Consider the following 12,733-nt stretch of genomic DNA (forward strand, 5'->3'; position numbering starts at 1 on the left):
AAATATATGACGAGCGTCATTTAAAAGCAATACATGACGATCGTCATGTAAATTTGAACCCCACGGCTGAGGCCTCCGACATCAGGATGAAGGACATGAGCATGCGTTACAGAGTTTTCGGCCGCACCGGCCTTCGCGTTTCATCGCTGGCGCTGGGCACCGGCAATTTCGGCACCGGCTGGGGCTATGGCGCCGACCGCGAGACAGCCAGGCAGATCTTCGACGGCTACCGCGCTGCCGGCGGCAATTTCATCGATACCGCCGACCAGTATCAGTTCGGCCAGTCCGAAACGCTGACAGGTGCGTTCATTGCCAGTGACCGCGACGATATTGTGCTTGCCACCAAATTCTCGCTGGGCGATGCGCCGACGAGCGGCCTGCAGCGCACCGGCAACAGCCGCAAGGCCATGATCCAGTCGGTCGAGGCCAGCCTAAGGCGCCTGAACACGGATCGCATCGATCTGCTCTGGGTCCATATGCCGGATGCCGTCACCCCGATCGATGAGATCGTCCGCGGTCTCGACGATCTCGCCCGTTCCGGCAAGATTCTCTATGCCGGCTTGTCGGATTTCCCCGCCTGGCGCGTCGCAACGGCTGCAACCTTGGCTGACCTGCGCGGCTGGTCGCCGATTTCGGCGCTGCAGGTGGAATACAGCCTTGTCGAGCGCACGGTCGAGCGTGAGCTGATTCCGATGGCCAACGCCTTTGGCCTCGGCACGGTCAGCTGGTCGCCGCTCGGCGGTGGTCTGCTGACCGGCAAGTATCGTAAGGGCGAGACGGGCAGGGCGCAGGGGCTCGGCGCCGTCATCCATGGCGAAAGCGATGCCCGCAAGACGGCGACCGTCGATGCTGTTCTGGCAATATCAGAGGAAACGGGCCTTCCCGCCGGACAGGTTGCCATCGCCTGGGTGCTCGCCAAGGGCACGACCCTGCCGATCATCGGCCCGCGCACGAAGGAACAGCTGGACGACAATCTGGCAGCCCTCGATGTGCGTCTGACCGAAGAGCAGATCGCCCGTCTTGACGCTGCCAGCGCCATTCCGCTCGGCTTCCCCTACGACATTGTCGCCGGCAGCCGCGGTCGTCTCGCTGGTGGCAAGGCGGATGTGATGGATTGGCCGGTGGCTGCGGTGAAGTAGATGGAGAGTGAGGTGGGCAGACAACTCGCCTCTTGCTCTCTCTTCTCCCCAACGGGGAGAAGGTGGCGCGAAGCGCCGGATGAGGGGGCGGCTGGCTTTGAATCTGCGGCAAAGACCCATCGCCTCGCTTTCGCTCGGCTCTTCTCCCCACTGGGGAGAAGAGGGAGGTCGCGGCGGTGCCTCATATCACGATCGCTGGGAGAGGCTTTGCCCCTAACCCTCTCCCCGCAGACGCGGCGAGGGGACTATAAGGTGCCTGCCTCACGGCAGCGCATCATACCCTTCGCCGAACCCCTTCAGGTCCACCGGTATGCCAATGCCCTCTTCCGGCGACTGGAAGACGATGAAGGTCGCCGTCGCGCCCGAGCGGAAGGTCTTTAGCAGTTCGTCTTCCAGCACGACTTCGGCGTAGCAGCCGTCATTGAAGCAGCGCACGAAATAGGCGCGGCCGATATCCTTGCCATCGACATTGAGGCCAAGACCGTTCGGCAACAAAACGCCGAGCGGCGCCAGCACGCGCAGAATCTTTGCCTTGCGATCGGCCGTCTTCAGAACCACCACCGAAAGCCCGACTTCCGGCCGATCCTCGGCGATCACGTTCTGCATCAGCGCGCATTGTTCGGCCGTCGCGCCCGCGGGCTGGTCGCAGACGATCGACCATGCGCCGTGGTTGGATTTCACGGTGCCGGGAGTGTTTGGTTGCTGCTGGGTCTGGGCGAACGCCGTCAGGGGAAAGGTGGTTGCAGCAAGTCCGATGGCCGCAACGGACAGCCGCGAAAGGAGGGACAGGCCCATGTAAACCTCGAAATACGAATCATCAGGGCTATTCTTGAAGCGCGCCTGCGCAAATGAAAAGCCCTTGCCCCTACATTCACCAGTCATGCGGCAGAAAAGCGGCGGTGCGCAAGGCCTTTGGAGGAACTTCCGGCCGGTTGCGGGTCAACCCAAGCTGCCTTCCCCCTACGTTCCATGGTATAGAGCCGGGCATCGGTCCCGCGCGCCATTGCGGAGAGGTTGTCATGGCGGGTGTGCGGCAGGCCGAAAGCGGTGCTGGCAAGTCCCTGTGCGAAAAGCAAGGATTTGCGCAAAAATGCCGCATGAGGTTGAATGGACAGATGTTGCGGCGCTGGTCAAACTGTGGTTTGAAGCGCTTCAGTATCGCAGGGATTCTGCGTTTAGGTTTGATCCTGATCAAACGCCCAGGGGAGACATATTGTGAAAAACAAGGCTTTTGCAGTTTTGGCATCCGTTGCCTGTCTGCTTTTTGCTTCCAACGCCTTTGCCGACAAGCCGGTTGCGTGGCAGACCAATTTCCAGTCGGCCGCTACCGGTATTATGGAAGAAGTTACGTGGTTCGAGCATTATACGCTCTGGTTCATCATACCGGTCACGCTTTTCGTCCTGGCACTTCTGATCGCGGTTGTCGTCAAGTTCCGTGAAAAGGCAAATCCGGTCCCGTCCAAGACCAGCCACAACACGGCAATCGAAATCGCCTGGACGCTTGGTCCGGTCGTTATCCTGCTCTTCCTGGCAATTCCCTCGTTCCAGCTTTTGACGGCGCAGCTCACCCCGCCGGAAAATCCTGACATCACGCTCAAGGCAACGGGAAACCAGTGGTACTGGTCCTATGAATACGAAGTCGGCGAAAATCCGCTGTCCTTCGATAGCCTGCTGATGAAGGAAGAAGACCGCGCGTCGCTCGGCAAGGAAGACAAGACCGAATATCCGCGTCTTCTCGCTGTCGACAACGAAGTCGTCGTTCCTGTCGGCAAGACCGTTCGCGTTCTTGTTACCGCTGCCGACGTCATTCACGCCTTCGCCATGCCGGCCTTCGGCGTGAAGATCGACGCCGTTCCGGGCCGTCTCAATGAAACCTGGTTCAAGGCAGAGCGAGAAGGTCTCTACTACGGCCAGTGTTCCGAGCTCTGCGGCAAGGACCATGCCTATATGCCGATTGCCATCCGGGTCGTCAGCGAAGACAAGTACAAGACTTGGCTCGCGGCTGCCGCCACCAATGTTGGTGAGGCGAACAAGGCACTCATGGCTTCCATCGACGGCGCGGCCAAGACCGTAGACGTCGCTGAAAACGCCGCACAGTAATTCGCCCTACAGAATTCGAAGGGGAGCTCAGACCCATGGCCGGAACATCCGCCCACCACGATCATCATCATGATCATGCCGAGCATGATCATCACGACGACCACGCCCACAAGCCGCTGACCTTTTTTCAGCGCTGGTTTCTGTCGACGAACCACAAGGACATCGGCACCCTGTACCTGATCTTCGCGATCTTCGCGGGTATCATCGGCGGTACGCTGTCGGTGTTCATGCGCGCCGAGCTGCAGGAGCCGGGCATCCAGATCTTCCACGGTCTGGCATCCATGGTCTACGGCTTCGAGGGCGACGCTGCCATCGATGGCGGCAAGCACATGTTCAACGTCTTCACGACCGCACACGCGCTCATCATGATCTTCTTCATGGTCATGCCGGCGCTGATCGGCGGCTTCGCCAACTGGATGGTGCCGATCATGATCGGCGCGCCGGACATGGCGTTCCCGCGCATGAACAACATCTCCTTCTGGCTGATTATCCCGGCCTTCCTGCTCGTGTTCCTGTCGATGTTCGTCGAAGGTCCGGCAGGGGCCTATGGTGCGGGTGGCGGATGGACGATCTATCCGCCTCTCTCGACGTCAGGGCAGCCCGGGCCGGCCATGGATTTTGCGATCCTCGGCCTGCACCTCGCCGGTGCATCCTCGATCCTCGGCGCGATCAACTTCATCACCACGATCCTCAACATGCGCGCACCGGGCATGACGCTCCACAAGATGCCGCTGTTTGCATGGTCGGTGCTGATCACCGCCTTCCTTCTCCTGCTCTCGCTGCCGGTTCTGGCCGGCGCGATCACCATGCTTCTCACCGACCGTAACTTCGGCACGTCGTTCTTCGCGCCGGAAGGCGGCGGCGACCCGATCCTGTTCCAGCACCTGTTCTGGTTCTTCGGTCACCCGGAAGTCTACATCCTGATCCTGCCCGGCTTCGGCATCGTCAGCCACATCGTCTCCACCTTCTCGCGCAAGCCGATCTTCGGCTATCTCGGCATGGCCTACGCCATGGTCGCGATCGGCGCCGTCGGCTTCATCGTGTGGGCACACCACATGTACACGGTCGGCATGTCGCTCGACACGCAGCGCTACTTCGTGTTCGCGACGATGGTCATCGCGGTTCCGACGGGCGTCAAGATCTTCTCGTGGATCGCGACGATGTGGGGTGGTTCGATCCGCTTCGCGACCCCGATGGTCTGGGCGATCGGCTTCATCTTCCTGTTCACCGTCGGTGGCGTCACGGGCGTCCAGCTTGCAAATGCCGGTCTCGACCGCGCTCTTCATGACACCTACTATGTGGTTGCCCACTTCCACTACGTTCTGTCGCTCGGCGCCGTCTTCGCGATCTTCGCAGCCTGGTACTACTGGTTCCCGAAGATGAGCGGCTACATGTACTCCGAGTTCATCGGCAAGCTGCACTTCTGGGTGATGTTCGTGGGCGTGAACCTCGTGTTCTTCCCGCAGCACTTCCTGGGTCTCGCCGGCATGCCGCGCCGCTACATCGACTATCCGGATGCGTTCGCCGGCTGGAACTTCGTATCCTCGATCGGCTCCTACATCTCGGCCGTCGGCGTTCTCATCTTCCTCTTCGGTGTCTTCGAAGCCTTCGCCAGGAAGCGCGTCGCTGGCGACAATCCGTGGGGCGAGGGTGCGACCACGCTGGAATGGACCCTGTCTTCGCCGCCGCCGTTCCACCAGTGGGAACAGCTGCCGCGCATCAAGTAAGCGATTAGGGCCGCCCTCGACGGCGGCCTTGACGCGTAAACTTCCTGCAACCGTCATCCTCGGGCTTGTCCCGAGGATCTGGCGGGCATGAAACGAACGCAGGGATGAAGCAAATTCTCGGGACAAGCCCGAGGATGACGACAGTAGCAAGCACGCGGGCAACCGAAGTGTCTTGAACGGGACGGAAACAACATGGCACTCGTCGACAATCACGAAGCAATCGGAGCCGAAGGCGCAGTGCGTCTGTCGGAAGCCTCTGCGCGCGATTTCTTTGAGCTCCTGAAGCCGCGGGTTATGTCGCTGGTGGTCTTTACGGCGCTCGCCGGCATGGTCCTGGCGCCAGGGCATATCCACCCCGTCCTCGGCTTCATCGCGATCCTCTGTATTGCCGTGGGGGCCGGAGCCTCCGGCGCCCTCAACATGTGGTACGACGCCGATATCGATGCCGTCATGAGCCGCACGGCCAAGCGCCCGATCCCTGCCGGCAAGATCCTGCCGCAGGAAGCGCTTGCCTTCGGCCTGACGCTCTCGGCCTTCTCGGTCTGCATTCTCGGCCTCGTCGTCAACTGGCTGTCCGCCGGTCTGCTTGCCTTCACCATCTTCTTCTATGCCGTCATCTACACGATGTGGCTCAAGCGCTCGACGCCGCAGAACATCGTCATCGGTGGGGCGGCCGGCGCTTTCCCGCCCATGATCGGCTGGGCTTGCGTCACCGGCGGCATCTCGATCGAGAGCATCGTGCTCTTCCTCATCACCTTCCTGTGGACGCCGGCCCACTTCTGGGCGCTTGCACTGTTCAAGATGCGCGAATACGGCGCCGTCAACGTGCCGATGATGCCGAATGTCTGCGGCGAGGCGACCACCAAGAAGCAGATCCTGCTCTATGCCGTGCTGACCGCCTTGATCGGTGTCGCGCCTGCTGTCCTCGGCTTCTCCAGCCTCGTCTATGGCGCGGTCGCAGCCGCCCTCGGCCTCGGCTTCATCTGGTACTCGTTCCTTGTCCTGCGCATGCCGGATGGTGACGAGAAGATGGTGCCTGCCAAGAAACTATTTGCCTATTCGATCCTTTATCTTTTCGTGATCTTCTCCGCGCTGATGGTCGATCACCTGGTCACGACCCTGTGGCTGAATGTCGGAGGTGCCATCTGATGGAATTCGTAAAGCTCAACGAAGCCCAGAAGAAGTCCCGTCGCGGCCGCAATATCGCCCTCGCTGTCGTGCTCTTCTGTCTTGTCGTCCTCTTCTACGTCGTGACGCTGATCAAGATCGGCAACAACGGCATGATCAACTGATCGGGATGACCATGGGCAACGCACTGCAACAGGACGGCAAGGGCAGGGCAAACGGCGTCATCGTCGTTTCCTGTCTCGCTTTCGTAGTCGGCATGGTCGGCATGGCCTATGCCGCCGTGCCGCTCTACGACATGTTCTGCAAGGTCACCGGCTATAACGGCACCACCAAGCGGGTGGAGCAGGCCTCTGACGTCATCCTCGACAAGACCATTGAGGTGACCTTCGACAGCAATACGGCTTCCGACCTGCCCTGGGACTTCCAGCCGGTTCAGCGTTCCGTCAATCCGAAGATCGGCGAGACCATCCAGGTCGAATTCCAGGTGAAGAACCTGTCGTCGAAGCCGACGACAGGTCAGGCCGTGTTCAACGTCACGCCGATGCAGGCGGGCGCCTATTTCAACAAGGTGCAGTGTTTCTGCTTTACCGAGACGACGCTGCAGCCCGGCGAGGAGATGACCATGCCGGTCGTCTTCTTCGTCGATCCCGAGATTGCCAATGCCGTGGAGACCAAGGGTCTTCGCACATTGACGCTGTCCTACACCTTTTATGCCCGCGAGCCGTCGAAGCCGGTTGCCGCGGTCACGACGACGCCAGCGAAAGCTGACAAAAAGCTTTGAAATATATGTGTTTCCGGCTAAGCCGGAAACGTGGAGAGAGAAAGACTTTTCGGGGATTATCACATGGCCGATGCGCATCAGAAGAACCACGACTACCATATCATCGACCCGAGCCCATGGCCGCTTATCGCCTCCATCGGCGCCTTCGTCATGGCTTTCGGCGGCATTGCCTATATGCGCTACCTCTCGGGCGGCTCGTTCAAGCTGTTCGGCCTTGAGCTGGCAAACCCGTGGGGCCTCTTCATTGGTCTCGCGATCGTGCTCTACACCATGTACGGCTGGTGGTCGGATACGGTGAAGGAAGCACATGAGGGCCACCACACCCGCGTCGTCGCCCTTCACCTGCGCTATGGCATGATCATGTTCATCGCTTCGGAAGTGATGTTCTTCGTCGCCTGGTTCTGGGCATTCTTCGATGCCAGCCTGTTTCCGGGCGAAGCCATTCAGGCAACTCGCACCGTGTTTACCGGCGGTGTCTGGCCGCCGAAGGGCATTGAGGTTCTCGATCCGTGGCATCTGCCGATCTACAACACGGTGATCCTGCTCCTGTCCGGCACCTGTGTCACCTGGGCGCATCACGCGCTGCTGCACAATGATCGCAAGGGCCTGATCAACGGCCTGGCGCTGACCGTTCTGCTCGGCATGCTGTTCTCCTTCGTTCAGGCTTATGAATACGCTCACGCTCCGTTCGCCTTCAAGGATTCGATCTACGGTGCGACCTTCTTCATGGCGACCGGCTTCCACGGTTTCCACGTTCTGGTAGGCACGATCTTCCTGCTCATCTGCCTGATCCGCGCGATCCGCGGCGACTTTACCCCGAAGCAGCATTTCGGCTTTGAGGCCGCCGCCTGGTACTGGCACTTCGTCGACGTCGTCTGGCTGTTCCTGTTCTTTGCCGTCTACGTCTGGGGCGGCTGGGGCGCACCGATCGCCCACGGTTGATCCGGGCCACGTGAATTTTAAAGGGCGGGTGCTTCGGCATCCGCCCTTTGCGTTTGACGTATCGCGCGGGTGCTGCGAATGCGCTATGGGACGAGCGGCTTTCTCCCTCTTCTCCCCAGCGGGGAGAGGAAAGAAACCGCGAAAGGGGGAACGGGCGGAAAAGATGAACGACGACAGCGCACATTATCCGCCGGTCGATCCGGTAAAGACCGGCCTTCTGGGACGTTGCCCGCGCTGCGGCCAGGGCAAGCTGTTCGACGGCTTCATCAAGCTGAAACAGGAATGCACCGCCTGTGGGCTCGACTATCGCTTCGCCGATGCCGGTGACGGCCCTGTTGTCTTCGTCATCCTGATTGTCGGCTTCCTCGTTGTCGGGGCCGCACTCTGGACCGAGGTCAACATCAATCCGCCGCTCTGGCTGCACTTCCTGCTGTGGATACCCTTGGCCTGCGGCCTCAGTCTCGCTCTGATGCGCATGCTCAAGGGCCTGCTCGTCAATCTGCAATATCGCAACAACGCACGGCCCGGCGAGATCGATCGTGGTTGAGGGCGTGGTGAAATTCAGCAAACTGCGCACTGTTTTCGGGGCTGTCATCGTGCTGTTGGCGCTCGCCATCCTGTTGTCGCTCGGCACGTGGCAGCTTCAGCGTCTCGCGTGGAAAGAGGGACTGCTGGCTGATATCGCCGAGCGCCGCGCCGCGCCCGCTATCGACGTTCTTGCGATAGACGCGATGGCCAAGGCTGGCGAGGATGTCGACTACCGCGCCATGAGCGCCACGGGCACCTATCTCAACAATAAGGAGCGCCATTTCTTCGCGACCTACGAAGGCCGCACCGGCTATTACGTCTATACCCCACTTCAGCTCGCAGACGGCCGCTTCCTGCTCGTCAACCGTGGCTTCGTACCTTTCGACAGCAAGGAACCGGAGACCCGCAAGGAGGGCCAACTGACCGGCCTGCAGGCGGTGCACGGCCTCGCCCGCGCCGAACTTTCGGAAAAACCTTCGTCTCTTGTTCCGGACAATGATGTTGCCAAGAACATTTTTTACTGGAAGGATCACGACGTAATGGCGGCGAGCGTCGGGCTTGACCTGGCTAATGTCGTTCCTTTCTTCATGGACGCAGATGCGGCGCCAAATCCCGGTGGTTATCCGATCGGCGGCGTCACGCAGTTCGATCTTCCGAACAGCCATCTGCAATACGCCGTTACGTGGTACGGGCTGGCCGCCGCTTTGGTCGCCATCAGCATTGCATTCATGATCAAACGCAGACGCAAGGCGTAGGCAATGGAGCCGATTGGCGGCTTCGTTCATCGTGAAGGGGCAAACCCATGGGCACTCTCGCCGATCTCTTCGTCGCACTGACGGCACTGCTGCATATCGGTTTTCTGGTGCTGGAAATGTTTCTCTGGACCGGCCCGATCGGCCGCGGCGTCTCCGGCAAGAACGAAGAAGAGGCCGCGGCGACGAAAGTTCTGGCGGCCAACCAAGGGCTTTACAACGGTTTCCTTGCTGCCGGTCTGATCTGGGCCTTGCTGCATCCCATGCCGGAAATTGCCTTCCAGCTGAAGCTCTTCTTCCTTGTGTGCGTGATCGTTGCCGCTATATATGGCGCATGGTCGGTTTCGTGGCGCACTCTGCTGGTGCAGGGCGTGCCGGCGGTCCTGGCTCTGGTCTTTACGTTTCTGGCAATGTGATACATGGCATCATCGGCGGCAAAAAAAGCGATCACCATCCGGCTGTGCGGACCCCGTGGATTCTGTGCCGGCGTGGATCGGGCAATCCAGATCGTCGTGCTGGCGCTGAAGGAATTCGGCGCGCCCGTCTATGTCCGCCACGAGATCGTGCACAATCGGTATGTCGTCGAAGGCCTTGAGGCCAAGGGCGCGATCTTCGTCGAGGAGCTTGACGAGATCCCGGAAGAGCACCGCAAGCAGCCGGTCGTCTTCTCGGCCCACGGTGTGCCAAAATCCGTGCCGGCCGATGCCGAAACCCGCAATCTCTTCTATCTCGATGCGACCTGCCCACTGGTCTCGAAGGTCCACAAGCAGGCGATGCGCCACCAGCGCATGGGCCGCCATGTTGTCCTGATCGGTCACGCCGGCCATCCCGAAGTGATCGGCACGATGGGCCAGCTGCCGGACGGCGCGGTCTCGTTGGTCGAAACCGTCGAGGACGCGGAAACCTACACGCCGCCGGATGCGGACAATCTCGGCTTCGTCACCCAGACAACGCTCTCGGTCGATGATACGGCCGGTGTCATCAAGCGGCTGCACGAGCGTTTCCCCAACCTGACGGCGCCCGCCGCCGATTCCATCTGCTACGCCACCACCAATCGTCAGGAAGCAGTGAAGCAGGCCGCTCCCGGCTGCGATCACTTCATCATTGTCGGCGCACCGAACTCGTCGAACTCCAAGCGGCTGGTCGAGGTTGCACTTCGAGCCGGCGCGAAAAAATCGGTGCTTGTCCAGCGCGCTTCGGAAATCGACTGGGATGATTTTACCGATATCTCGACGGTTGGCCTGTCCGCCGGTGCGTCCGCGCCCGAAGTCATCGTCAACGAGATCATCGAGGCGTTTCGCGAGCGATACAATGCCGTCGTGGAACTTGCCGACACGGTCGAAGAAACCGAAAACTTCCTCGTTAACCGCGAGCTTCGCCATGTGCCGCTGACCGTGAACGATATGGCCTGGGTGAACGGCGAATAGCGTTTTTCTCTTCTCCCCAGCGGGGAGAAGTGCCGAGCTTGCGAGGCGATGAGGGGGGCTTCGCCGCGAATTCAGAGCCAGCCGCCCCCTCATCCGGCGCTACGCCACCTTCTCCCCGCTGGGGAGAAGAGGAAAGTCCCCGCTCTTCGCTGAGAAGGCATCACAGAATATCGAACCGGAGCGGCATGCTTGCTCCGCACAATTGCAGACCGCCACCTGAAAGCCGCTGAACCATGGCCGTTTATACCGATATCACTGAAGACGATCTGAAGCAGTTTCTGTCCGCTTATGACGTCGGCCAGCTCACCTCCTACAAGGGTATTGCCGAAGGGGTCGAGAACACCAATTTCCTGCTGCACACCACCAGCGGCGCCTATATCCTGACGCTCTATGAAAAGCGTGTTGATCGCAACGATCTGCCGTTCTTCCTGGGCCTGATGCACCATCTTGCCGAGCGCGGCCTTTCCTGCCCGCTGCCGCTGCCGAGGGCCGATGGCGCGCTGTTGGGGGAGCTTTCCGGTCGCCCCGCCGCCGTCATATCGTTCCTCGAGGGCATGTGGCTGCGCAAGCCGGAGGCAAAGCATTGCCGCGAGGTTGGCCGTGCGCTGGCGCAAATGCATGTGGCCGGCGAAGGTTTTGAAATCACGCGCCGCAATGCCCTTTCCGTGGATGGCTGGCGTCCGCTCTGGAACAATTCGCGCGACCGCGCCGATGAGGTGCAGGAGGGCCTGCGCGAGGAAATCTCCAGCGAACTCGACGCTCTTGAGGCCCAATGGCCGAAGGACCTGCGGGCCGGCGTCATCCATGCCGATCTCTTCCCCGACAATGTCTTCTTCCTCAACGACGAGCTCTCGGGCCTGATCGATTTCTATTTCGCCTGCAACGATTTCCTCGTTTATGACGTCGCCGTGTGCCTGAACGCCTGGTGCTTCGAAAAGGACGGTTCCTTCAACATCACCAAGGGCACGGCGCTGCTGGCCGGCTACAATGCTGTGCGTCCGCTCTCGCCTGAAGAGGTCGAGGCCCTGCCTCTGCTGTGCCGTGGGTCCGCGCTGCGCTTCTTCCTGACGCGTCTCTACGACTGGCTGATGACGCCGCCCGGCGCGCTCGTGGTCAAGAAGGACCCGATCGAATACCTGAAGAAGCTGCAATTCCATCGCACGGTGCGATCCGCCGCAGCCTACGGTTTCCGAAAGGCGGACGCGGCATGACCTCGGAGATGAAACACGTCGATATCTTCACCGACGGCGCCTGCTCGGGCAATCCCGGCCCGGGCGGCTGGGGCGCGGTGCTGCGCTACGGCAAGAAGGAAAAGGATATGTGCGGTGGCGAGGCTGAAACCACCAACAACCGCATGGAACTGCTCGCAGCGATATCGTCACTTTCCGCGCTGAAGGAGGCTTGCGAGATCGATCTCTACACCGACAGCAAATACGTCATGGACGGCATTTCCAAGTGGATCCACGGCTGGAAGAAGAATGGGTGGAAGACCGCCGACAAGAAGCCGGTGAAGAACGGCGAGCTCTGGCAAGCGCTCGACGAAGCCAACCGCCGCCACAAGGTCACCTGGCACTGGGTCAAGGGCCATGCCGGCCACCCGGAAAACGAACGCGCCGACGAGCTGGCACGCAAGGGTATGGAGCCGTTCAAGAAGGCGACGGGATGAGCTTCAGTTTAGGGGGCAAGCGGCAACCTCCGTCATTCCCTCTCCCCTTATGGGGGAGAGGGACAAGCGGCGGACTCACAGCGTCAGCTTGTAGCCGATATGGCTCGCCACGAAGCCGAGCTTTTCATAAAACCGATGTGCATCCGGCCGCGCATTGTCGGTGGTGAGTTGCACCAGCTTGCAGCCACGCTCCCGGCATTGCTCGATCGCCCATTCGATCATGCGACCACCATGGCCCTCGCTGCGCCGGTCGCTGGCGATACGCACCGCCTCGATCTGGCCGCGCCACGATCCCCTCCGCGAAAGCCCGGGAATGAAGCTGAGCTGCAGGGTGCCGATCACGCTGCGATCGTCCTCTGCCACTGCGAGGAACTGGTTTGGATCGGCTTCAATAGCCCGGAAGGCGGCGAGATAGGCTTCGTCGACAATGCCTTCAGCCGCTTCGCGATTGCGCCCCAGCGGGTCGTCGGCGAGCAGAACAAGGATCGTCGATAAATCCCGGACCTCGGCCCGGCGAAACATTATCTGCGTCATGACGGCAAT

The 12,733-nt window shown here is 60.6% G+C and carries 15 protein-coding genes; 13 read left to right on the forward strand and 2 right to left on the reverse strand.

The window, feature by feature from the left end:
- Window positions 1-101 precede the first annotated feature (101 nt).
- A complete protein-coding gene (locus QO002_RS07765; protein ID WP_307228340.1) occupies window positions 102-1,139 on the forward strand; it encodes an aldo/keto reductase in 1,038 nt (345 codons plus the stop codon).
- 261 nt (window positions 1,140-1,400) lie between these two features.
- Here the strand turns inward: QO002_RS07765 and QO002_RS07770 are convergent, their stop codons facing one another.
- On the reverse strand, window positions 1,401-1,934 hold the full coding sequence (locus tag QO002_RS07770) for an invasion associated locus B family protein (RefSeq protein WP_307228342.1): 534 nt from the start codon (window positions 1,932-1,934) through the stop codon (window positions 1,401-1,403).
- 420 nt (window positions 1,935-2,354) lie between these two features.
- Between QO002_RS07770 and coxB the strand changes: the two genes are divergently transcribed.
- The 12 genes from coxB to rnhA all read left to right on the forward strand — a co-directional run bounded on the left by coxB (window position 2,355) and on the right by rnhA (window position 12,190).
- Entirely contained in the window at window positions 2,355-3,239 is an 885-nt protein-coding gene (coxB, locus tag QO002_RS07775) for a cytochrome c oxidase subunit II (RefSeq protein ID WP_307228344.1), read from the forward strand.
- A gap of 35 nt (window positions 3,240-3,274) precedes the next feature.
- Window positions 3,275-4,966 carry a cytochrome c oxidase subunit I gene (gene ctaD, locus QO002_RS07780; protein WP_307228346.1) on the forward strand — a complete coding sequence of 564 codons (1,692 nt, stop codon included), beginning with the start codon at window positions 3,275-3,277 and terminating at the stop codon, window positions 4,964-4,966.
- 192 nt (window positions 4,967-5,158) lie between these two features.
- Entirely contained in the window at window positions 5,159-6,115 is a 957-nt protein-coding gene (locus QO002_RS07785; RefSeq protein WP_307228348.1) for a heme o synthase, read from the forward strand.
- Window positions 6,115-6,258: a cytochrome c oxidase system small membrane protein gene (locus QO002_RS07790; RefSeq protein ID WP_307228350.1), complete on the forward strand. Its 144-nt coding sequence runs from the start codon at window positions 6,115-6,117 to the stop codon at window positions 6,256-6,258. Before QO002_RS07785 ends, QO002_RS07790 begins: the two co-directional genes overlap by 1 nt.
- Before the next feature lie 11 nt (window positions 6,259-6,269).
- Entirely contained in the window at window positions 6,270-6,875 is a 606-nt protein-coding gene (locus tag QO002_RS07795) for a cytochrome c oxidase assembly protein (protein ID WP_307228353.1), read from the forward strand.
- 63 nt (window positions 6,876-6,938) lie between these two features.
- Window positions 6,939-7,817 (forward strand): cytochrome c oxidase subunit 3, encoded by an 879-nt coding sequence (locus tag QO002_RS07800; protein WP_307228355.1) that lies wholly within the window; start codon window positions 6,939-6,941, stop codon window positions 7,815-7,817.
- A 163-nt stretch (window positions 7,818-7,980) separates the two neighbouring features.
- Window positions 7,981-8,364: a DUF983 domain-containing protein gene (locus QO002_RS07805; protein WP_307228357.1), complete on the forward strand. Its 384-nt coding sequence runs from the start codon at window positions 7,981-7,983 to the stop codon at window positions 8,362-8,364.
- Window positions 8,365-8,371: 7 nt separating this feature from the next.
- Window positions 8,372-9,100: an SURF1 family protein gene (locus QO002_RS07810; protein ID WP_307228359.1), complete on the forward strand. Its 729-nt coding sequence runs from the start codon at window positions 8,372-8,374 to the stop codon at window positions 9,098-9,100.
- 47 nt (window positions 9,101-9,147) lie between these two features.
- Window positions 9,148-9,513 (forward strand): DUF1304 domain-containing protein, encoded by a 366-nt coding sequence (locus QO002_RS07815; RefSeq protein WP_307228360.1) that lies wholly within the window; start codon window positions 9,148-9,150, stop codon window positions 9,511-9,513.
- Window positions 9,514-9,516: 3 nt separating this feature from the next.
- Complete coding sequence (gene ispH, locus QO002_RS07820; protein WP_307228362.1) at window positions 9,517-10,524, forward strand: 4-hydroxy-3-methylbut-2-enyl diphosphate reductase; 1,008 nt, start codon at window positions 9,517-9,519, stop codon at window positions 10,522-10,524.
- A 233-nt stretch (window positions 10,525-10,757) separates the two neighbouring features.
- Window positions 10,758-11,735, forward strand: coding sequence for a homoserine kinase (locus tag QO002_RS07825; protein ID WP_307228364.1), 978 nt, complete (start codon window positions 10,758-10,760; stop codon window positions 11,733-11,735).
- A gap of 8 nt (window positions 11,736-11,743) precedes the next feature.
- Window positions 11,744-12,190 carry a ribonuclease HI gene (gene rnhA, locus QO002_RS07830; protein WP_307233229.1) on the forward strand — a complete coding sequence of 149 codons (447 nt, stop codon included), beginning with the start codon at window positions 11,744-11,746 and terminating at the stop codon, window positions 12,188-12,190.
- Between the two features lie 75 nt (window positions 12,191-12,265).
- On the opposite strand, the gene QO002_RS07835 is transcribed toward rnhA, so the two are convergent.
- Entirely contained in the window at window positions 12,266-12,724 is a 459-nt protein-coding gene (locus QO002_RS07835) for a GNAT family N-acetyltransferase (RefSeq protein ID WP_307228366.1), read from the reverse strand.
- Window positions 12,725-12,733: the final 9 nt, after the last annotated feature.

Source organism: Pararhizobium capsulatum DSM 1112, assembly GCF_030814475.1.
GTDB classification, from domain to species: domain Bacteria; phylum Pseudomonadota; class Alphaproteobacteria; order Rhizobiales; family Rhizobiaceae; genus Pararhizobium; species Pararhizobium capsulatum.

Bases quoted from the DNA above. Each gene is read 5' to 3' on its own strand.
- QO002_RS07765 (WP_307228340.1), top strand. From the start codon at position 102: ATGCGTTACAGAGTTTTCGGCCGCACCGGCCTTCGCGTTTCATCGCTG.
- QO002_RS07770 (WP_307228342.1), bottom strand. From the start codon at position 1,934: ATGGGCCTGTCCCTCCTTTCGCGGCTGTCCGTTGCGGCCATCGGACTT.
- ctaD (WP_307228346.1), top strand. From the start codon at position 3,275: ATGGCCGGAACATCCGCCCACCACGATCATCATCATGATCATGCCGAG.
- QO002_RS07785 (WP_307228348.1), top strand. From the start codon at position 5,159: ATGGCACTCGTCGACAATCACGAAGCAATCGGAGCCGAAGGCGCAGTG.
- QO002_RS07790 (WP_307228350.1), top strand. From the start codon at position 6,115: ATGGAATTCGTAAAGCTCAACGAAGCCCAGAAGAAGTCCCGTCGCGGC.
- QO002_RS07795 (WP_307228353.1), top strand. From the start codon at position 6,270: ATGGGCAACGCACTGCAACAGGACGGCAAGGGCAGGGCAAACGGCGTC.
- QO002_RS07800 (WP_307228355.1), top strand. From the start codon at position 6,939: ATGGCCGATGCGCATCAGAAGAACCACGACTACCATATCATCGACCCG.
- QO002_RS07805 (WP_307228357.1), top strand. From the start codon at position 7,981: ATGAACGACGACAGCGCACATTATCCGCCGGTCGATCCGGTAAAGACC.
- QO002_RS07815 (WP_307228360.1), top strand. From the start codon at position 9,148: ATGGGCACTCTCGCCGATCTCTTCGTCGCACTGACGGCACTGCTGCAT.
- ispH (WP_307228362.1), top strand. From the start codon at position 9,517: ATGGCATCATCGGCGGCAAAAAAAGCGATCACCATCCGGCTGTGCGGA.
- QO002_RS07825 (WP_307228364.1), top strand. From the start codon at position 10,758: ATGGCCGTTTATACCGATATCACTGAAGACGATCTGAAGCAGTTTCTG.
- rnhA (WP_307233229.1), top strand. From the start codon at position 11,744: ATGAAACACGTCGATATCTTCACCGACGGCGCCTGCTCGGGCAATCCC.
- QO002_RS07835 (WP_307228366.1), bottom strand. From the start codon at position 12,724: ATGACGCAGATAATGTTTCGCCGGGCCGAGGTCCGGGATTTATCGACG.